The following is a 22,348-nucleotide window of genomic DNA, read 5'->3' as shown; positions in this document are numbered from 1 at the left end:
GGAATTCCATCATTGTCATCATCTTCGTCTATATTGTCTGCAATACCATCATCATCCGCATCTAATGGATCTCGCCAGTCTCTATCATCTCCTGGATTGTCATCATCAGGAAAGTCTGTTGGTAAGGTACCTCCATTGGTAGCGCCGCCAGCATCAGTAGTCGCCGTACCATCAACATCATAGTTATCATCTAAACCATCACCATCACTGTCATTACCACTCGGTAAGGTATCGGGTATATTGTCCCCATCGGTATCATACCCTTCGGTAGCATCTGGAATACCATCGCCATCAGCATCCGTATCCACATAGTCCGCACCACCAGTACCGTCTACATCTGCCAAATCTGGATCGATAGCTGTACCATTGGTGTCATAAGCATCATTCACTCCATTACCATCTGTATCGGATTCATCAACCAATGGGGTTAACGGATCATCTACAATAGGAGCAATATAACCACCTGTTGTCTGACCCTCGATATTATCAACTATACCATCATCATCCGAATCGATATCAATATAATTAGCTAAACCATCAGTATCTGTACTAATAGGATTTGCAGTTGTTGCCGCAGAAGTATCATCAGACTCTAAAGCATTTGCCAAACCATTAGCTCCAAAATCTAATGTGTTTCCATCAATAATTCCATCATTATTAGCATCCGTTACTCCATTATCCAGTTGTCCAGATTCTACTAAATCATAGATCCCATCATTATCACTATCTAAATCTAAATAATTTGGAATACCATCATTATCAGAATCTTCTCTTTCACACAAGGTGGCTTGAAAAGCGACATTATCAAAAGTAATTGAACCAGCATTTGCACCAGGGTTTGCATATACAAACATCCTTATAGTATATCTTTGAGCAGGCTCTAGTGTAATTAAATTAGTTGCTGGAAACCTAAAGGAAGAGGTCGTTACTACATCCTCATCAAATAACACTGAACTCGTAGCAAAATTATCATCAGAAATTTCTACTTGATAAGAATATCCAGTTCTATAATCTACTGCAGGAATTCCTACAGGCTCTCCAAAAAAGAATAATTGAGCTATTTGAAACTGCTCTGTACTTGTTGTAAATTGATATTCAATATAATCATTATCAGCTTTTGCAGAAGCAAGATCCGCTTGATCCACACCTTGTAAATCTATATAACCTCCAGATGTATTATTAGCATCATTAGTATAACTAACACCCGATCCAAACATTTGATCCGAAACTGAAGCTACGTAGAAGAAATCCGAATCTGTAGTAGTAACCACATTACTTCCTCCTGTATTATCATACAAGAGTGCCAGCTTTCTATTTGTTAAATCAAAAGTACAAGGAGATTCTACAGTATCTAAAATCCCATCATTATCATCATCTAGATCAACAACATCCCCTATTCCATCACCATCAGCATCATCAAAAGTTGCATCACAAGCATCCGGAATTCCATCACCATCAGCATCAGGACCACCAATTTGTTGATAATCATCTGTGCTATCGGTATCACCATCTTCTGGATCAGTATAAGAAGCTGCTACCACTGCTCCATTGGCATCTATTGTTCCCGCGCCGATACTTAGTGGTTCAGCTGCTGCATTTCCAGGGTTATAAATCCCTCCATCTCCACCATCAGCATTAGCATCAGCATAGGCCTCATTTGCATCAGTACATCCATCACTATCGCTATCTAAAGTCTGGTAATCCAAACTTCCATTACTACCTGTATCTGTTGGTGTTAATCCGCTTCCTGCACTGGTTGGAATACCATTACTTCCAGTATTATCTATATTATTATCATTGTCATCTGCTCTTCCTTCTTGTCCAGTACTACTGCTTTGAGTTCCACCAGCTTCTACAACATCATAAATACCATCATTATCGGAATCTAAGTCTAAGTAATCAGGAATACCATCATTATCCGTATCTACTTCCACGCAGTAACTAAATTCATAAAATTGTAAGGTTACATTGCCAGCATTTCCATTGGATTTTCCTGCTACTATAGTTATTGAATCAATTGCTCCTAAAGAAGCCACGCCAACTGCATTATTCGGTGCATTTGCTCCTCCGCTAGTTCCTGTTACCGTTTGTGGACCATTAGTCTGGAAAAAGTTTGCCCCAGGAATATTAATATTAGTAATAGTTAATGGTACATTATTTCCTCCTAATGAGGCCGAGAAATCTACTCTATCAGAATTGTCTATACCACCCCATTTAAATTCCGATAATAGAATCGGTTGATCAAAAGTAAATGTATACACCGCAACACTGATTGTAGCAGCATCAGCTGGATAAAAACTTCCATCCGGGAAATTAGTATTTTGAGGTTGAGCATTTATATAATCCCCTGTTATTGCTCCGTTAGATGTGCTACTTATACCTCCATTCCATGTTGCACTATTCAGTACTTGAAAGTTAAATGTTCCTGTTACTCCTCCATAATTATATACATTATTTACGGTACCTGAAGCAGAACCTGTAGATCCTGTACTAACTTGTGTAAAGGTCTGTCCTAAATCTACAAAACCAGTAGGACAATCAAGTTCAACAGTATCCAAAATACCATCATTATCATCATCTAAATCCACAATATCACCTACTCCATCACCATCAATATCATCAAACGTAGCATCACATGCATCTACTATACCATCTCCATCTCCATCTGGACCTCCAATTTGTTGATAATCCAATCCACCTGTACTATCACTATCCACAGGATCCGCATAAGAAGCTGCAACTACAGCTCCATTAGCATCTATTGTTCCCGCCCCGACGCTCAGTGGTTCAGCTGCTGCATTTCCAGGATTATAAATTCCTCCATCTCCTCCATCAGCATTCGCATCTGCATACGCTTCATTAGCATCACTACATCCATCGCTATCGCTATCTAAAGTAAGGTAATCCAAGCTGCCATTACTCCCAGTATCTGTAGGAGTTAATCCTCCACCAGCACTCGTAGGGATACCATTACTTGATGTATTATTTATATTATTATCGTCATCATCTGCTCTTCCTTCTTGCCCTGCTGCAGTGCTTTGAGTTCCTCCTGCCTCTACCACATCATAAATCCCATCATTATCACTATCCAAATCAAGACCATTAGGTATACCATCATTATCTTGGTCTACATTACAGGATGGAGTTAATGTTAAATTAAACTGAAAGCTTCCCACAAAGCCTAAGTTTGTATATCTAATTTCTAATTGATCTCCTGCTGTTACGGAAAAACTAAACGAATCATTTGGGGAATCGGTAGCTCCACAACAAAAAGAAGCAAAGACTTGTCTTGTTCCATTTATAAAAAGCTCAAAAACATCGTCTACACTAAATCCAGCACCACCGAAGGTTAGTGTTCCATCTATATCTGCTACTCTTTTAAAAATTGTTTGATAATAGGGCTGGAATCCAACATCATCTACATTAGTTCCTACATAACCAGGAGGCACTAGACCTGTACTGGAATTGGTATCAAAAACACCTGGAGATGTTTGAGCATACGATCCAGATTCTGTAAAACTTAGAGAATTACCTCCTACATACGCTTCTCCTACAAAAGTGGGAGTACCTACTGAGCCATTTAATGTACTATTCTGATCACTATTCCCAAAAGTAGAACCAGCAATAGCAAAATGACCACTATAATACTCGGCATCCCAATATCCAACGCCAAAATTACCATCTTCTACTCCATCTGGAGTTCCTATAAGCACATCACTTACATAGCACTCATTGGTATCTAATATACCATCATTATCATCGTCCAGATCTGTCCAATCTGGTTCTCCATCCATATCAGAATCCACTGCTGATCCATTAATCGTAATAATAAGGTTAGCATCATCTGTACTTCCTAATGCATCTTCTAATGTATATGGAATTGTATCTATTAATGTTTGCCCTACTAACAAGCTAGCCACCGCAGGATTAGTTGGATCTACCGTATAGGTATAAGTGCCATCAGGATTTACGGTAACGAAACCATAGGTAGTAGCTACTGTGGTAGCACCAACTACTGGAGTTCCATTAATTACGATAATCGTAACCCCATTATCTCCTTGCCAAAAAATATCCGAAATACCTGCTATTTGCGTCGCCGGATCCGCATCTGTTACATCAGGTCCATAATTATAAGATAAGATCAACTGATCAATAGGTCCATCAAAAGCTACATTAATATTTCCTGTAGCATCCGAAGTTATTGCAGTACCTGTACCATAGTAAGTGTCGCTACCTGCGTCTACAATACCTCCGGTAATAGTATTTGTATAAGTAACAGGGGTTCCATTTAAAAATCCATGTATGGTCATCTGATCTTGCCAACTGGTACCTTGAGAATAATCGATATCCGTAACTAAAAATCCTAGATTAAAAACTTCCTGATCAAAATCGATTTGTAATGATGTATCTGTATTAGGATTAATTGCAGAATTAATACTAAATATTAAATATCCTGTGTGCCCACCATTGGTTGCGGTAGTTAAAACACTTTGATTGTTACGAATTCCATTAGGTAAGTCCAGAACCGTTCCCATTCCTCCTAAATCAGAAGAGGTAAAATCCAACGTAATCCCATCAATTGTTCTGGATAACCCACCTACTGTTTGATTATCTGTAAATTCAGTTTCCCAAACCAACACAGACAATGGTCTATCTAATAGATCTTGTCCATTTACCCCATCACCTTCAATCAGATTACTGCTTGCTGTGTTCTGTACGTTAACCGTTACACTATTTACATCATCCACAGCTGTTGGGGGATCATCCACTCCGTTTATTGTAATTGTTAAAATACCATAATCGAAATTCCCTTGAAGATCCTCTACCGTGTATGCAACAATATCATCCAAACTCGTTCCATTTACCAATCCTGCAACTGCTGGATTAGTAGTATCTACTGTATAGGAATACGATCCATTAGATTGAATGGTAAATGTTCCGTACAACGTGCTATACGTAACACCTACCTGAGCAGGAAATACATTTACTTCAGAAACAGACAACACCTCTCCTGGTGTATCATCTATATCGTTAGTTAATACATTTCCTGTTACAGCAGTCATCGAATTCGCTGCTATGCTATTACTATCATCAACAGCATCTGGTATCCTTATTACCTCTATAATCGTCTGTGAAGTTGAAGAACCTCCTGTACTATCATTTAATGTAACATCTATAGTTCTTGTTCCTTCTGTATACGGATCTGTTAAATCCCCATAGAATATGACCTCGATAAAATCTTCAAACACATTATTAGGTATCGGGTCATTTGTAGTTTCTGTAATAGTGAAAGTGGTTCCGACTTGTGCTACTTCTAGAACAATACCTCCACCTCTGTCGTACGTAAATGTATTAGTAGCACCCAAGACATATAAATCAAAATTTGGTCCAGGATCTCCTGGAATAGCCAAAAGTTCATTTGCGTCCACATTACCACTCACGGTAATGATAGCACTAGAAAGTGTACCTGTATCTGAAGTAATTGCCACATTTCCACGAGAAATGCGAAAAACGTTACCCGTTGTGGGTTCTAAATCAAATTCGAAATTATTACCCGCAGTAAATTCGTCTAAATCTAAGGTAGGTGGATCTGTTGGTGATTTCGCAGCAAATGGGTTGTTAGAAAAAACTGAACCAAAATCCACATCATCTCCAACATCTCCACGATAAATTACAGGACCCTTAAACTCATAATCCATCTCATTTTTTGGAAATATCTCCTGATAGGCCTCCACGCTTGAAGGAAGTTGATTCTGCTGAGAAATGACTGAACTAGGTTTTATCATAAAAAAAACCAGCACAAGTATCCATAAGTATGTGATGTTACACTTATATCCTTTTTGTAAAACATTTCTTTTGTCTACCATAGAAAAATTGTCTATCGTGGAACTACATTTCAAATTATGCATAGGAGCTTCTTTTTATTAAATATCTACCTTAATAAAATCTTGATTCATCAAAATTTCGTTTATTATTCTCTACTGGTATTTTTAATATCTACAGACATATTCATAAGAAATACTGTAGACCTGTAACATTCTCTCCTTGTCTAAACCTAACAAAAAGGATCATCACGATTTTTAATTATCGACAAAACTGATAGTTAACGTAGCTGAATTACCAATTACTATAGATCAATCGTTTTCATATTTAGTTTAGATAGGATGTTACACAATACAAGCAACTTTGTATACTTACTAAATTGCTTTATAAAAAATGTGGGGTAAGTAATAGCGTTATACCTTTTCCTTATATAGTTACTCCAAAAAGCATTATACAAGAAGGTGGTTTTCCCTTTCATTATCCGTTCCTTCTCTGATAAAAATCGGAACTCTTCATTAGGAAAAACATTAAAAAAAACAGGAATATTAGTAGTGCGTCTTATGAAAAAGACGATAAGTTTATTGTGGAATATATTATGTTTTACTGCTTGAGTAATTATTTTCATAGGCATCTTAGATCGTATTTATTTTTCCTCTTGCGACGAACAAATATTTTAGCATTCGTATGGTTTAAAAAAGTAATTATCACATCAAAAAAAGTCTTTAAAAAGCGATTATAAAAAATGTTGCAAATCAACACTTAAATCTAACAAATTAATTCACATAAAACAGCAACATATAGCTCAATTAATTTGTTAATTATTTTATGTTAAATTTTAACAACAAATCAACTAATGTACTTTAACATTTTAAATTTATAACTATTTAACTGATTATCAAAGATTAATAACCTCATTTTTTTTACTTAAAAACCGTAATCATAAAACACAAAATAAATATAAGGGGAAATAATACTTGTATATAAAAATAAATATTCCCTTAAATATTAAAATATAAAAATATGAAATTTCCCTTATAAAAATCTAAAACATCCCGAAAAGAAAAAAGCCTTCCTACTGGAAAGCCTTAAAAGTAATTTATCTAGGAATCAATCGAATAATAGCCCTTTATTATTCTCCCGTAATACAAGTACATTGTCCTGTAAAAATGTTCCCCTGAACAGTACCTGGACAATAATCACTACAACTTGCCATCACATAGTCCCCACCATGGATCGTACTTTGCATACTTTTACTTAACACACTTACTTTTTTTAAATTCGCTAACTTTTTCATATTACATAAATTAAATAGTTATCTGAGAACATTTTAAGACACTCTCAGCTTGCGTCTGAAATTGATTAAAACTGCAAGATTACCATCACTAAATAAGCAATTAATAACCTCTAAAAAAACATTAAAAAGTTTGTGTGAATCAGATTATATATTCCCCTATAATTCTTATCAAATATATTGAAATACAATTATTTAAATTAAATATTATTACGGATAAACCTCAGTTAACAACGAGATTAACACACTGTTAAAAAATGAAGGGATTTTTCCCCTATCATAAAACCCTAAGTACCACCTCTTTTAAAGTATCTTATTTTAGCATTAGACAACCTCACATCAAAAACCAAAAACCGTTAATCAAACATTCGGGAAAACAAAAAGGGACAGCAATTGCTGTCCCTTCTATTCTATATTTGTTTAAAAATTTCTCTATTATACGAATCCTCGTTTACGAGCTTCTTCTAATAATTTTTGATCATCAGCTTTAGCTATAGAGAACATTTCCTTTATTTGATTCTTACGCTTTTCTATAGCACTTAATGAAAGACTTACATAGTTCGGTAAATTCTTAGTCTTTACACCTCTAGATAAGTGATATAAAATTTTAAGATTTTTCTCATCTAGTGAGAAGTTGTTGGTCATCATTTTTCTAAAATGATTATTTACCGTAGCACTATAATACGGAGTACCACTCACGATATTATTAAATGCTAATAATAACTCTGCAGAAGTAAGATCACTCTTGATTAAGAAACCAGAAGGATTTATGTTCTTTAATATATTATGAATCCTATGATCCTCTCTATGCATCGTTAGGATAATAATTTTTGCTTTTGGCAATAACTCTTTAGCATGTTTTGCCAGATCTTCTCCAGAGGTAATAGAACCATCAGAAGAAGGTGGCAACTTAATATCTACAAAAAGCATATCATAAGGAGTCGTTTTAGAAGATTTTAGAATACTCTGATATGCATCATCACAATTGGATGCGATATCGATTTTGATTTGGTATTCTTTTTGGTTTTCTCCTAATAAGGTGTTCTTGTATCCTTCGATAATCATAGGATGATCATCAATCATAAGAACTTTTAACTTTTTCTTCATTTTTAAAATTTTGTCAGTTGTTATCCTATCTGGTTACTTATGTAACTACAATAAAACATTTATAGTATACTCAGTAAGTGGATATGACAACATTTACATTAATTAAATTGGTATACCTACAGATACTTTGGTACCTGCATCCTGATTACTAATAAAATCTACTACACCATTCATCTGGGTAACTCTGGATGTAATATTTTTTAAACCAATTCCTCTTTTTACCTTACTGCTTTTAAATCCGATTCCATCATCTAAAATAGTAAGATTTATTTTATCATCCACATAATCGAAGTTTATTTTTACGCTTTTTGCCTTTGCATGTTTAAATATATTCTGCAGCGACTCCTGTATAATACGGAATAGATTTACTTTTTTCTGATCATCTACTACTTCCCAATCAATGTTTTCATCATTCGCAAACTCAAACTCCATTTTATGTACCGTGCACAGATCACTTACCAAACTTTCTACTACATCTACGTAGGCAATATCTGGCGATAAAGTTTCAGTACCCAAATCATGTGAAATCAATCTTATTTCTCGTTCTATAGATTTAAGTTCTTCTATATATTTATTTCTAGCATCGGTAAATCCATCATTAGCGCGCTGATTAATCCCGTCTAAGCTTAATCGCACCCCAAACAATCTACCCAACACACCATCATGCAGCTCTTCGGACATACGGTGTTGCTCCATCTTACGCCCTTCTTCTAATTTTAGCTGCTGGCTAAGTAGTAATCGATAAATTTCTTGATTGGATTGTTGCTGTTTTTGCTCGAAGAGTAGCTCTTTATTGCTCTGTTGCTGTCTAAAGATTACATATCCCAGTAAAAATAAAACCGACAATCCTAAAATAGCAAAGATTAAATATTGATTTTCTCGGCTAATCTGAGCTATTTTTTCAACTTTTTCTTCGGTTTCAAAACGAATCCGAGCGAATTTATCTCTAAACGCTCTCTCATCATTCACTATACTATCGTTAAGTCTTATGTACTTCTGGGCATATTTCAAACCAACATTACTGTCTGAAATTTCAGACAAAAGTTGATACGATCTTAATAATTCAATATTGTTATCCATTTGTTCAGAAGTTATTCTTGCCCTCTCACCATAATATAATGCTACACTATCATTTCCCCTAGAATGATGATATTCTGCTAGATGTAATGCATTAGTAGCAATACCAACTAGATCATTTACACTATCACGGATTTTCAGGGCCTTATTAAATAAAAACAATACGTCATCATCATCATTATTAGATAGAAATTTTACATAAGCTAGATTATCTAACAATCTAGCATATCGCTTTGGTTTTTTGGCAAGAAAACTTTCAAAAGCCAATCCTTCATCGTAAAACTCTTTTGCTTTTTTATATTTTTTTTGAGATTTATAAACGGTACCTATATTGTTATATGATACCGTAGCATACAATGTGTCTTTAGGAGTATTTTTAGCAGCCTCTATGGCTTTAAGATGATATTCAACTGCATCATCATATCTACCTAAATATTTAGCAACAGTGCCCAGATTTGAATATGAAAGTGGCACATAAGTTAAGTTCCCAGACGATTCAAATTTTTCAATTGCTCTTATAGTTAATTCCTCGCTTTCCGCATAATCTTTTACTTTTTGTGACAATTTTGCTAAATCAATCAGTACCTTTCCATGGTCAAATGCATATTTTAAAGGATCATAATTCCCACTATTATCCAAAGACATATATATCTTATCAGCCTCATAAAAATTCTTGTACGCACTATCCAATTCTCTATTTCTATAATAAATGCCTATGTTGCCATAAGCTTTTGCTGACCCAATAGAATCACCAATTACAGTCGACATTTTTAATGCCTTATAATTTAAATCTATAAACTTTTCTTGATCCTTTAATTTATAATATTCTATTGATATTTCACGAAGCTTATTTACTTTCTCTATACCATCAGGAAGTGTGCTAATGACTCCATAAGCATTTTTTAAATCACTTTTTCTTTCTTCAACACTTTTTGATTTTATACGCGATCCAGAGATAGCCTCATCTATCATATTAACCTTTAAATCTTCCTCTTTTAAGTCGTTGTTATAATCACAAGAATTAAATAGAATAAAAAGCAAGAAATAAAAAATACGTTTAATCAAAAAATTCATAAAATTCATACATTAGAACTTTAAAATTAATAAATATTATACAGAAAAAAAATAAGGAGAAGACGTTGTGACATCTTCTCCTTATTTTTTTTCTGTATAATAGTTGATTATGATCCTGGCTGTACGTCTTCAGATTCATCTTCACTCGAATTTAACTCCACATTAATATCCTCGATTCCTACCTCTTCATTGATACTGTCTGACTCACAAGCGATGAACATTGAACTTACGAATAATACTGCGAATATAGTTTTTATAGCTTTCATAACGGTTTATCTTTTATAATTAATATCTTATTCTGGTTGTTATTTGTTGTTTATTAAAATTTTTCCTTTTCTAAACTTTTTTTGTTTTGTTTAGTGCAATCAAACTTTCGTTTTCTTGGTTTCTGTTTTGTAAGGATTTCGCTGGCCAGCGGCATACTTAGATTTCTCTCTGTATATCCTTTAGTAAATGTGTAATAGGTTGATAACCTTAATTGTACACTACAAATGTAGGGAGATTGCCCCCTCGCGCCTAATATATTAAGGTGTGTTTAGTGGATGGATACCTGTACGGTGTAGATGGGTCAATTACACGAGTGAATGACCGATTTTTAAAAAACAAGGAATATGTAAGAAATGGATTACTAGTGGATTTGCCGTAAAATTTACCTAAAAAAAACTTAAAAAAAACAAAAATCCAGTAAATCCAAAGAAGCTAAAGAATCTAAAACCACAAAAGCTTCTTCGTTGAAAAAGAAGTAGTTAGATGATTTCCCCAAAATTAAATAAGAAAATTCCCTCATTATACTGTAAGGGTTTAGTTTCAAGTTTGTTAGAAAAAATCCCCACACATTTTCGCCCTATCTTGTATAAAAACCTTACAAGTAGGTAGGGAATTTATCAAATAAAACAATACATATAGGTAGTTGATTGATTCTTATCGAATTAATATGTTTATTAGGTTTATTGTATAAAAAAACCGATTCTAAAAAGAATCGGTTTTTTATACTTCTAGTTCTACTTATAAAGCATCCCACCAAGCGACTATTTTATCCCATACACTAGGTTCTTCCGAATACGGACAATCATCACCATCGTGACAAACCTCTTCCTCACCATCTTCTAAAGCATACGATTGGTAAGGAGTAGCCATTAAACCAAGCATTAACATCATAGACGCAAATACCATTTTTGTTTTTTTCATGTTTTTACTTTTTATGTTTATCATTGCTTAAACATAGGGAATTTATAGATCTTTCACAAGCTATAATTTTGTCTTATACCTCAAAAAAACATCCATCTCTCTCCAACGCTTCTACTCTCCTGCAACATCCCTCTAAATCTCCCTTCAAAGGGAGACTTAAAAGCTTCCCTCTTTGAAGAGGGATTGGAGGGAGATGTTATGAAACATGAAACAGAGTTCGAGAGCATTTCGACAGGCTCAGACTGACAACAAGAAGCTATTAAAACAAAAAAACCTCCTCGCTGTGGCGAGGAGGTCCTGACTTGCGTTTTATTACAAGTAAGATATTTGTGTGATCTAAAAATAAATAAAACAACTGACTGCTCTTATACACATTTACTAGATATTACAAAAAGCAATGAGTTCATCTGATGTACATTTTTTTTGATTCTTTTTGTATGTAATAACCAACTAACGGGGTTTTACAATAAAGCGAGAATTTTAATTCTCTCTATTTCATCATCTTATAAGGTATTCCAATCATTATAAGATGATAAAAGGTTTCAATTTTCATTGGGTTTGCAGTGTGATTATTTGTTTATTAAATCTATCATAAACAACATCACGCACTACACATAAAGAATACTATTCTTTGCTAAGGTATCCTTAATCTCTTCTACATTGGTTTTGTAAGATTTAGAAAAAGGAATCATATCACTTGTGTTTTTAATAGCACATTTAGCTTTCCCAAAATGTATTCTAGATACATATTTTGTATTGATAATGTAACTATTATGAATTCGCACAAAATGATCTGGCAATAAATTCTGAAAATGTTTTAAGGTCTTAAAAGCTTCAACCTTATTACCATTACTCATGATAAAATCGGTAGTGTTGTTATCTGCTTTTAGATACAGAACATCATCGATATTTACAAAACGATAATCTCCATACGACTTAAAACACAAGGTGTTATCCGTAGTAACCTCTTCAAAATCCTTCTCAAATCTAAGAACGGTTTTGATAAGGTCGCTTTTAGATAAAGGTTTCAGGATATAATCCAGTACACGATTACGTATACCTTCGATAGCATAGTCTGTAGTTTTTGTAATAATAACAAACTCGGGTAGGTTTGTCATATACTTTGTAAGTTCTGATAATAGATTATACTTCGTGGTAGACGATTGAACTCCCGGTACTTCCGGTTCTAAGAAAACTAATCTTGGTTTTCTTTCTAAAATCAAGTCCAACGCCTCTTGCTCATTTTCAGCAATTCCAGTACACATATAATCATTGTGATCTTCGAGAGCGATCTGAATTTTGCGTGCAGAATTCTGATCATTATCAATAATGATGTAAGGGTATTTCATGAGGTAAACAATTAAAGGTTAGCGTTGGTCATTAAATACTGTTCGTATTCAAAAAAAATTGTACACATTTACTGATTACAAGTTAGGTTTTTTACTTATATCTTGGTTACGGTAAAACCGCAATATTAATACGGAATCCTAAGGATATCAGGGATTAAGGAGAAATCTTTGATCGAAATAATTTGCATATCGTCGGTTTTGGGGGTTTAGAATCTCTAAACGCAAAAAGAGATACCTTAGTATATATGACCTAAAAAAAATAAAGTTTACAAGTATTTATACCATATTTTATATTTTTCTGATACCGTAGAACGATATTATCATAAATATCCAGCTCCAAACTACAGTAATATTATTGATAATGAGATATTAAGAAACTAAAAATCCAATGTATTTTTAACTTTCCTCTTTGAAGAAGAATCAAGGGAGATGTCATCATACATTATCAAAGTTCAAGAGCATTTCGACAAGCTCGATGTGACACCTCAGTTCGCAAGGAAAATCAACCATCAACCATCATTTAATTTTAAAATAATAAGAGATCATAAAGAAGGATTCAAATATTTTAAATAGTTTTAGAAAAACAAATCACGAATGAAGAAAGTTGTTGTTCTTACCGGTGCAGGAATCAGTGCCGAGAGTGGTATTAACACCTTTAGAGATGCAAACGGATTATGGGAAGGTCATGACATCATGGAAGTTGCCTCTCCTATTGGATGGAGTAATAATCCTGTATTAGTATTAGATTTCTATAACAAAAGACGTAGTCAATTGCATACCGTAATGCCAAATCTGGCACACGAAGCTTTAGTAGCTCTAGAAAAAACACATCAGGTAACTATTGTAACACAAAATGTAGATGATCTCCATGAACGTGCTGGAAGCAGCAATGTAGTACATTTGCATGGCGAATTATTAAAAGTACGTAGTCAATTTGATGAAAACCTGGTGTTAGATTGGAAAAACGATCTGCATCTAGGAGATCTTTGTGAACACAATTCTCAACTACGTCCACATATCGTATGGTTTGGAGAGGAAGTCCCGATGCTAGAAAAGGCGATTGACATTACAGAACAAGCAGATATTCTTATGATTATAGGTACTTCTATGCAAGTATATCCTGCGGCAAGCTTATTACAATATGCACCTGCTGGTACTCCTATTTATTTTATAGACCCAAAACCAGCTATAGCACCCAACGAAAATCTTACGATTTTAGCGGAAAAAGCAACTGTAGGAGTTCCTAAAGTTGTAGAAGAACTTGTACAAAATTTTAACTAATCATATAATGCGATCAACCGTTCTAAGTAAATATTATCGTAAATCACCTCCTTCTATATAGGAAAACTCAAAAATCTAATGATCGATTTAGAGGAAAACATAAGAAAGACCAATCATTCCAGAGAACAGCGAAACTATTTTGCCAATCTTATTTTGGACAATCCGGAATTGTTACCGCAGTTATTAGCGATTTGCCATCAGGTAGATGACGAAATTTCTTGTAGAGCATCCTGGGGATTAGAATTTTTATGTAAGAAAAGATTAGATGCTATACTCCCTTATCTGGATAGTTTTACCGAAATATTACCAAAGGTATATCAACATCCAGCAGTGCGACCTATGGCAAAAATTTGTGAATACCTTATTCTTGCGTATTACAAAGAAAAAAATCCTATTGTACAAAAATCACTAACCACACCTTATCGAGAAAAAATAACAGAAGCTTGTTTTGATTGGTTGATTTCTGATCAAAAAGTAGCCGCCAAAGCGTATTCGATGACTAGTTTATATCTATTGGGTACTGAGTTTGATTGGGTTCACCCAGAATTAAAAGTCACCTTAGAAAATAATTACCATCAAGGCAGCGCTGCTTACAAAGCCAGATCCCGTATGATTCTGAAAAAGTTGTAGTTTAGTTAATGGTTGTTGGTGTTAGGCATGAGGTATGAGGTCGTAGGTTTCAGGAATTGGACGAGAATCACTAACCACTAACAGCTAACCACTAACTGCCAACCACTAACAACTAATTTCAAAACCAAAAAAATCCAACCGGTTACATCGTAATTACTCACGAAATCAATTATCTTTGCAGCTTTCAAAAAAACAAAGTCATGTCTTTAACTCCATTACAAGCTATATCACCCATCGATGGTCGTTATGCTTCTAAAACACAATCATTAAGCGCTTATTTTAGTGAAGAAGCTTTAATAAAATATCGTGTACTGGTAGAAATCAAATATTTTATCGCTTTATGCGAAATACCATTACCACAATTAGAGGGTATAGACACTTCGGTTTTTGAAAAATTAAGAGCCATTTATACAGCCTTTTCTACAGAAGATGCTCAGGCTATAAAAGATATTGAAAAGGTAACCAATCATGATGTAAAAGCTGTTGAATATTTTATTAAAGAAAAATTCGATCAGCTAGGTTTACAAGAATACAAGGAGTTTATCCACTTTGGACTAACATCTCAGGATATTAACAATACTGCGATACCACTAAGTATAAAAGAAGCTATTGGAGATGTATACATTCCTCATTACTTAGAATTAGTAGCAAAACTAAAATCATTAGTAGAAGAGTGGTCTGATGTATCCATGCTAGCCAGAACACACGGACAACCAGCTTCTCCTACCCGATTAGGAAAAGAATTTCAGGTATATGTAACTCGATTAGAAGCGCAGTTTGATTTGTTAAACGATATTCCGAGTGCCGCTAAATTTGGTGGTGCTACCGGAAACTACAATGCCCATAAAGTAGCGTACCCAGCTATCGACTGGAAAGAATTTGGCACTCGTTTTGTACAGGAGAAACTAGGATTGCATCATTCTTTTCCAACAACTCAGATCGAGCACTACGACCATATGGCAGCGTTGTTTGATGGACTTAAGCGTATCAATACAATTATCCTGGATTTGGATAGAGATGTATGGACTTATGTTTCTATGGATTACTTTAAGCAAAAAATCAAAAAAGGCGAAGTAGGATCTTCTGCGATGCCGCACAAAGTAAATCCTATAGATTTTGAAAACAGCGAAGGTAATATTGGTATTGCTAATGCATTGTTTGAGCATCTAGCCTCTAAACTACCAGTAAGTAGACTACAACGCGACTTAACAGATAGTACTGTATTAAGAAATGTAGGAGTACCTTTTGGACATACCTTAATTGCTTTTCAGGCTACGTTAAAAGGATTGAACAAGTTATTACTGAACGAAGAAAAGTTTGCTCAAGATCTCGAAAACAATTGGGCTGTTGTGGCAGAAGCTATACAGACCATTTTAAGAAGAGAAGGATATCCTAATCCTTACGAGGCTTTAAAAGGATTAACCAGAACCAATGAAGCTATCAATCAAAACTCTATTGCAAACTTTATTGAAACACTAGAAGTTTCAGACGATATTAAATCCGAATTAAAAGTGATAACTCCAGCTAATTATACTGGAATATAATTGACAATAATAGGTTTTCAAACAAAAACTTACATTAGATAAAAAAGAAAAAAGCTTTGACGATACGTCAAAGCTTTTTTTATATCTTAAAAACTATACGATTAGTTAATATTAACCTCTCCTATAATATCTTTAATAGCACCTATATCTACGTCTCCTTTATCTATTGCATTCATTAGTTTAGCAATATTTGCTGGTTTCATATCATCTCCCAACACTCTTACCAGCGCTAAACCGCGTTCTTTATTAGATGCGAATACGATCATTTCATCGATATTATCCTCTTCTCCTTCAAACTTTAATACCGCTTTTGTTCCATTAGAACCAAATCTCATAAGTGTTTCATATTTTTCGGCATCTAAAATCGAATTGATCTTAGTTTTTTCTTCTTCAAACCTCGTTTTGGTTTCGCTTTTATCTTCTTTGATCGGTAGCGCTAAAAAATTAACCTTCTTAATACTCTCTAATGCTGCTCTTTCGTCATCAGAAAGATTTACCTTTCTCGTTCTGGCATCCAATAGGCTGGTCGCTAAATCTACAGCAACAAAGTCCTTATCTCCTTGATGATCGATAAAATACTTTTGTAATGATTGGTCATTACCACAACTAATGTATAGTAACCCGCAAACTACAAGAATAAGCTTACTAATATTTTTCATTTTATTTGGTTTTAATGGTTGATTGATTGATGATAAGCTTCTTTAGATAATCGTATCTAAAGAAGCTTGTGTAACATAAACTAATTGTATAAGTTTAATTTTTCTTATTTACCTTTTTAAGCTCTTCTCCTCCTGGAACATTTAAATGATCTGCGATTTTAGAAACTTGTCTAAGATCTATATCTCCTGTAATGGTCATTACTACTGTATTAGGACCTCCATCGTTTTCCATACCTTCCATAAACATGAAGAGTTCTGTAACGAAATTATCATTCTTACCTGGCTTAGAATAGAACTTTACATTTTTTCCATCACTCTTAAAACGCATCAGTTCATCTAATGAAGTACTACTAAGATACTTTTGCACATCGGCTTTCATTTTCTGACCTATTTCGTTCTTCTCTGTAACAAAAACCTTAATATTCTTAATGTTCTTTACCAGATTTGCATAATCTTTAATTTCTGGATCATTGCTTTCTAGATCGATCTTACTTAACAATTTAAACATTTTACTTGTTACCACTATAGAGGATACATCGTTCATATCTTCGTACTTATCAAAATTGCTTTGTGCAATAGATAAATATGGTACTAATGCTGCTACTAATATTATTGCAAACTTTTTCATAATTAATTCATTTTTAAGACTCCCTATCGGGAAATAGTATTCGTGTTTATTTTATTAATTTATTTTTAGTGTTTTCGAACTCATTGATATATACCAGTTCTTTTTTGGCATTGTCAAACTCATTCAGGTACACTAATTCCTTTTTACCCTCATTCATTAAACGAGCAACCAAATCGAGGGCTTCTTTGGTTTTCTGTAATGCAATCTCTGGATCATCATAAGTACCATACACACCTTCGTGATCGGCTCCCGCAGGAATATCTTTTATAAATAGCCCCACAATTAAAGCTATTGATGCAGCTACTCCTATCCAGGTATACCATGGAACTTTGGACGAATTGGTTTTCAAACTTACCTCTGAACTTGCAGTTACTTGGCTTTCATCAGAAAAAAACTGAAACAAATCCTTGTATCTCTCCAAATGCGACGGCACACTTTCTCCGGTAAAATAAACCTTTAATTCTTTTTCTTCAGAAAGGGTCGTTTCTCCTTCAAAATACTTCTCCAGTAATTTTTCTATGTTAGACAACTCCATAATTGTGTTTTTTTAATAATTCTTGTCGTATTGTTTTTCTTGCTCTTGATAAGGCTACACGAACTGCAGTTTCGTTCATTTCCATCATTTCTGCAATTTCTGCATTATCATATTGTTCTATATCTCTTAGTTGCACGATCATTCGTTGTTGTTCTGGTAAACCATCCATGATTCTACCGACCCACTCCAAACTATCTTTAGCTTCTACTTCTCTTTGCAACGAAGGTCTTTCATCTTTATAATTGCTATGAACAATTTTTAAATTCCCAGTTTCTTTTGCTTTTAATTTATCATAGCAATAGTTTTTGGTCATCGTCATGGCAAATGCTTCTACATTTTTATATTCAGCCATTTTAGATTTATTTCGCCATAGCTTTAATAAAATTTCTTGCGTAGCATCTTCTGCCTCTTCATTACTCACCAACAATCTTTTAGCCAACCTATACAGCTTGTCTTTAAAACCATTAGTAAGCGTTATAAATGCTCTTTCCTTCATATTTCGTTGGTTGGTGGTTACAAAGCTTTCTATGTTAGCTTTATATTAGGGAGACGACTACCTCTATAATTTGTTACACAATTTTTTAAAATTATAATAAAGTCCCTATTTTTAGGGTTATATAAATAAAAAAAGTATATGAAAATTTTAAAGTATGTGATCGTAATGCTTCTATTCGGAAGTATACTTACTAGTTGTTTTGATGATAATGATGATGTTCCAGGTCTGGCAGGTGTTGTAGAAATTAATGATTTTATCTGGAAAGGCATGAATACTTTCTATTTATATAAAGCAGATGTAGATGATTTAGCGAATGATCGATTTTCTTCGAACCAGGAATATTCAGATTTTTTAGGAGGATTTTCTTCTCCTGAAGCTATTTTTGCAGCGCTTAGAACGCAAGAAGTAGATCCTGCTAGTGGAGTTGATGTAGACGAATTTAGCTTTTTAGTAGATGATTTTGTAGCACTCGAACAGGCATTTGATGGTATTACTAGAAATAACGGAATGGAATTTGGTCTGGTACGTTACCCAAATGATGCTTCTAATGTGTTTGGATATGTTCGTTACGTATTACCAGGAACAGATGCTGAAGCCAAAGGTGTACAAAGAGGAGATGTTTTTAATACTATAGACGGTACACAAATCACAGATCAAAATTTTAGTGCTTTACTAAATCCAGATACCTATACTATTGGTTTAGCGACTTTTGATGGAGACAATGTAACACCAACTGGTACTTCTGTTTCTTTAACGAAAGTGCAGTACACGGAAAATCCAGTATTGATCTCAACTACTATTGATGTTGGTGGAAACCCAGTAGGTTATCTTATGTACAATGGATTTACCGGAGATTTTGATGAGCAATTAAATAATGCTTTTGGACAATTAGCTGCGGATAATGTAACAGATCTAATATTAGACTTGCGATATAATGGTGGTGGTTCTGTAACCTCAGCAATCGATCTAGCAAGTATGATAACGGGACAATTTAGCGGTCAGGTGTTTTCTACAGAAGAATGGAACGAAGATCGACAACCACAATTTGGAGGAACAAATCTATTTGACAATACCATAAGAACAGGAGCTGGAATTAACAGCTTAAACTTAACCAGATTATACGTATTAACAAGTAGAAGCTCTGCTTCTGCCAGCGAATTATTAATTAATGGATTAGATCCTTATATTAATGTAATACAAGTAGGGACAACAACAAGAGGTAAATTTCAGGCATCGATTACGTTATATGATTCTGACAATTTTGGTCGTAATGGTGCCAATCCTGGCCATACCTACGCTATGCAACCGCTAGTCCTAAGATCATTAAACTCTGTAGGTTTTACAGATTATTTTGGAGGATTTACTCCTGAAATCGAACTTGCCGAAGACTTTTCTAATTTAGGTACTTTGGGAGATCCAAACGAACCGCTATTAAAAGCTGCTATTGATAATATTCTAGGTAACAGAATTAGTGCAAATACTAAAAGTCTTACCCTAGAGACTATCGGAGAAAGTAAAATGACACTTCCTAATTACCAGAGAATGTACAAAACTATCGACAACAATACGAGGGAGTAAATATATTTGTCTCCATATAAAAACTAAAAAACTCAAGTCTTAGCGACTTGAGTTTTTTAGTTTAAATAATATAATGTCTTTTCTTAAAAAGTAAGATTAAAACCTATTCTGGCATTTCTACCTCTCGTACTAAATCCAAAAATCTCCTGATATTCTTCATTGGTAATATTATTCATCGCTGCATAGATACTTAAATTATCCATTAACTGATGGCTGATATAAAAATCTAAAATTCCGTAACCATCTAGTTCTACTGGATCCGAAGTAAATGTCACTGGATTAAAGAAAGTATCATTTCGTTTACTATTTAGTTGATAGCTTAAAGATGTAAACGATTTAGTAGATAGCTGATATCCTACAGTCGCTTGTAAAGTGTTTTCTGGTATCCTAATATTATTTTCTAATTTATCAATATTAGTATAGGTATAGTTAGCATTTATTGATAATTTATCGTCTAATAACAATGCGCTAGCTTCCACTTCGATTCCATTAACTTCTATATCTTCTGGTGAATTAAAATTTACAAAAGTATTAGGGTCAAAAGTGATGAAGTTTTCGGATGTTCTATCAAAATATACTACACTAATCGTAGCCTTTTTCTGGTGAGAAAATTCGATTCCTCCTTCTAATGTAGTACTCTCTTCCGGTTCTAAATCTGGATTTCCACTAAAGAAAGCTGTATCATATAGTTGAAACAAGGAAGGTGTAATATATGCCGTACTATAAGACGCCAATCCCTTGATATAATTTCCTCCGAACGTATAGGTAAATGATGGGTTAATGTTATATACCAAATGATTTCCGTAGGCGCTATGGATATTTAATCGTGCTCCCGCATTCACGTTTAAACCAAACTTAGAAACATACACTAAGTTGATATAAGGATCGATAATATCAAAATCAGCTTCATTGTCATTTATAGTTTGTTCGAAATCTGTACTTCCAAAAGGAATGCTAAACAGATTAAAATCACTGTAAGAACCATTGGCTCCAATAACCGTATATAATGTGTTCTTAAAGTTATATTTATTATAAGCATCGAAGGTATAGATTTTACCTTCGTATCTAGATGGAAAACCAGAGATAAACTCTCTATCCACCAACGCATAGCTATCTACAAAAGTAAAGCTACCATTAGGATACTTGGCTTCCCAAAAACTTCCTCCTCTTAATTGTCTACTGGTAAATTGGTTATCAGCATCTAAACCAGCCCCACCATCAAAATCTGTTTTATACTGATCTAAATTTCCAAAAAAATGAAATCTAAAATTCTTATTCCATTGATACCCAAGTTTTGCATATACATTAAACTTATTATAAGCATCGCTTTCAAATGTTTCTCCAGTAGTCGATTCTAAAGGATTTTCGGCAGCGGATAAACCATCTGTAGATTGATGAGATAAGCTCCCTAAATAACTTACTTTTCCAATCGTTCCGTTAACAGACGCAAAGTTTACAAACTCATTAATATCATAATCCTGATCATCCTGTGACTGATTGGTACCTATTGTAGAAGAGAATTGTGCAGCAATCGCATCTTTACTCTCAGATTTTGTGGTAATATTAATTACTGCTGTTGCTGCTCCGGATCCATATAAAGTACTCGAAGCTCCTTTTAGAATCTCAATAGATTCTATTTGATTAGTAGATAATAATCGTAGATCAAAATCTCCTGCAGAAGAGGTAGGATCACTTACTGTAACACCATCCACTCTAATCACTACTTGTCGATTACGACCTCCACGAATAGAAACCCCTAATGGTTCTCCAGCCGCATTATTACTACCATTGATAAAAACCCCTGCAACTCTGTTTAAAACAGTTGCTACTGATTGTCCTTGACTACGCTGTAATTCTTTAGAACCAATCTTAGTAATTACCTTACCACTCTGTTCTCTTTTTAGATTAAATTTTGAATCAGAGATGACAACCTCCTCTAATTCATTTACTTCTTCTTCTTCTGTTGTTTGTTGTGCAGAAACAACCTGGGATGCCATGAATACGAGTGCAGCCCCAAAAAACACTTTTTTGTTCATTTCCTAAATGACTTATTGTTTACAATTACCGGAAAAAAGTATGTAGTTTACC

General features: G+C 34.2%; 16 protein-coding genes. 4 read left to right on the top strand and 12 right to left on the bottom strand.

The features are described 5' to 3' along the window. The 7 genes from Q1B37_RS13640 to Q1B37_RS13610 form a co-directional block, all read right to left on the bottom strand. On the bottom strand, window positions 1-5,909 hold a 5,909-nt coding region (locus Q1B37_RS13640), incomplete at its 3' end, for a VCBS domain-containing protein (RefSeq protein WP_299899319.1). A 1,043-nt stretch (window positions 5,910-6,952) separates the two neighbouring features. Next, window positions 6,953-7,117, bottom strand: coding sequence for a hypothetical protein (locus Q1B37_RS13635; protein WP_299607223.1), 165 nt, complete (start codon window positions 7,115-7,117; stop codon window positions 6,953-6,955). A gap of 432 nt (window positions 7,118-7,549) precedes the next feature. Further along, complete coding sequence (locus Q1B37_RS13630; RefSeq protein WP_299607222.1) at window positions 7,550-8,221, bottom strand: response regulator; 672 nt, start codon at window positions 8,219-8,221, stop codon at window positions 7,550-7,552. A gap of 102 nt (window positions 8,222-8,323) precedes the next feature. Then, window positions 8,324-10,372 carry a sensor histidine kinase gene (locus Q1B37_RS13625; protein ID WP_299899317.1) on the bottom strand — a complete coding sequence of 683 codons (2,049 nt, stop codon included), beginning with the start codon at window positions 10,370-10,372 and terminating at the stop codon, window positions 8,324-8,326. A 107-nt stretch (window positions 10,373-10,479) separates the two neighbouring features. Then, a complete protein-coding gene (locus Q1B37_RS13620; RefSeq protein WP_299899316.1) occupies window positions 10,480-10,638 on the bottom strand; it encodes a hypothetical protein in 159 nt (52 codons plus the stop codon). A gap of 739 nt (window positions 10,639-11,377) precedes the next feature. Continuing rightward, window positions 11,378-11,560, bottom strand: a complete 183-nt coding sequence (locus Q1B37_RS13615) for a hypothetical protein (RefSeq protein ID WP_299899314.1) — start codon at window positions 11,558-11,560, stop codon at window positions 11,378-11,380. 608 nt (window positions 11,561-12,168) lie between these two features. Then, a complete protein-coding gene (locus Q1B37_RS13610; protein ID WP_299607219.1) occupies window positions 12,169-12,909 on the bottom strand; it encodes a LytTR family DNA-binding domain-containing protein in 741 nt (246 codons plus the stop codon). Between the two features lie 594 nt (window positions 12,910-13,503). Here Q1B37_RS13610 and Q1B37_RS13605 point away from each other — a divergent pair. The 3 genes from Q1B37_RS13605 to purB all read left to right on the top strand — a co-directional run bounded on the left by Q1B37_RS13605 (window position 13,504) and on the right by purB (window position 16,364). Then, the gene (locus tag Q1B37_RS13605) at window positions 13,504-14,190 is read left to right on the top strand and encodes an NAD-dependent deacylase (RefSeq protein ID WP_299899312.1); all 687 of its coding nucleotides are present in this window, start codon (window positions 13,504-13,506) and stop codon (window positions 14,188-14,190) included. A 78-nt stretch (window positions 14,191-14,268) separates the two neighbouring features. Continuing rightward, window positions 14,269-14,820, top strand: coding sequence for an adenylosuccinate lyase (locus Q1B37_RS13600; protein WP_299607217.1), 552 nt, complete (start codon window positions 14,269-14,271; stop codon window positions 14,818-14,820). A gap of 200 nt (window positions 14,821-15,020) precedes the next feature. Further along, complete coding sequence (purB, locus tag Q1B37_RS13595; RefSeq protein ID WP_299899310.1) at window positions 15,021-16,364, top strand: adenylosuccinate lyase; 1,344 nt, start codon at window positions 15,021-15,023, stop codon at window positions 16,362-16,364. A gap of 101 nt (window positions 16,365-16,465) precedes the next feature. Here the strand turns inward: purB and Q1B37_RS13590 are convergent, their stop codons facing one another. The 4 genes from Q1B37_RS13590 to Q1B37_RS13575 form a co-directional block, all read right to left on the bottom strand. After that, the gene (locus Q1B37_RS13590; RefSeq protein WP_299607214.1) at window positions 16,466-17,023 is read right to left on the bottom strand and encodes a DUF4252 domain-containing protein; all 558 of its coding nucleotides are present in this window, start codon (window positions 17,021-17,023) and stop codon (window positions 16,466-16,468) included. 94 nt (window positions 17,024-17,117) lie between these two features. After that, the gene (locus tag Q1B37_RS13585) at window positions 17,118-17,651 is read right to left on the bottom strand and encodes a DUF4252 domain-containing protein (RefSeq protein ID WP_299899308.1); all 534 of its coding nucleotides are present in this window, start codon (window positions 17,649-17,651) and stop codon (window positions 17,118-17,120) included. A 46-nt stretch (window positions 17,652-17,697) separates the two neighbouring features. Continuing rightward, window positions 17,698-18,186 (bottom strand): hypothetical protein, encoded by a 489-nt coding sequence (locus tag Q1B37_RS13580; RefSeq protein WP_299899306.1) that lies wholly within the window; start codon window positions 18,184-18,186, stop codon window positions 17,698-17,700. Then, window positions 18,173-18,682: an RNA polymerase sigma factor gene (locus tag Q1B37_RS13575; RefSeq protein ID WP_299607209.1), complete on the bottom strand. Its 510-nt coding sequence runs from the start codon at window positions 18,680-18,682 to the stop codon at window positions 18,173-18,175. Before Q1B37_RS13575 ends, Q1B37_RS13580 begins: the two co-directional genes overlap by 14 nt. Before the next feature lie 138 nt (window positions 18,683-18,820). Here Q1B37_RS13575 and Q1B37_RS13570 point away from each other — a divergent pair, with 138 nt between their 5' ends. Continuing rightward, window positions 18,821-20,260 (top strand): S41 family peptidase, encoded by a 1,440-nt coding sequence (locus tag Q1B37_RS13570; protein WP_299899304.1) that lies wholly within the window; start codon window positions 18,821-18,823, stop codon window positions 20,258-20,260. A gap of 83 nt (window positions 20,261-20,343) precedes the next feature. Here Q1B37_RS13570 and Q1B37_RS13565 read toward each other — a convergent pair whose 3' ends face one another. Further along, the gene (locus tag Q1B37_RS13565) at window positions 20,344-22,296 is read right to left on the bottom strand and encodes a TonB-dependent siderophore receptor (RefSeq protein WP_299899302.1); all 1,953 of its coding nucleotides are present in this window, start codon (window positions 22,294-22,296) and stop codon (window positions 20,344-20,346) included. Window positions 22,297-22,348: the final 52 nt, after the last annotated feature.

The organism is uncultured Aquimarina sp. (genome assembly GCF_947492965.1).
GTDB lineage: Bacteria > Bacteroidota > Bacteroidia > Flavobacteriales > Flavobacteriaceae > Aquimarina.
Note: the sequence above shows the minus strand (reverse complement) of the source record. Positions and strands in the feature narration are given on the sequence as shown.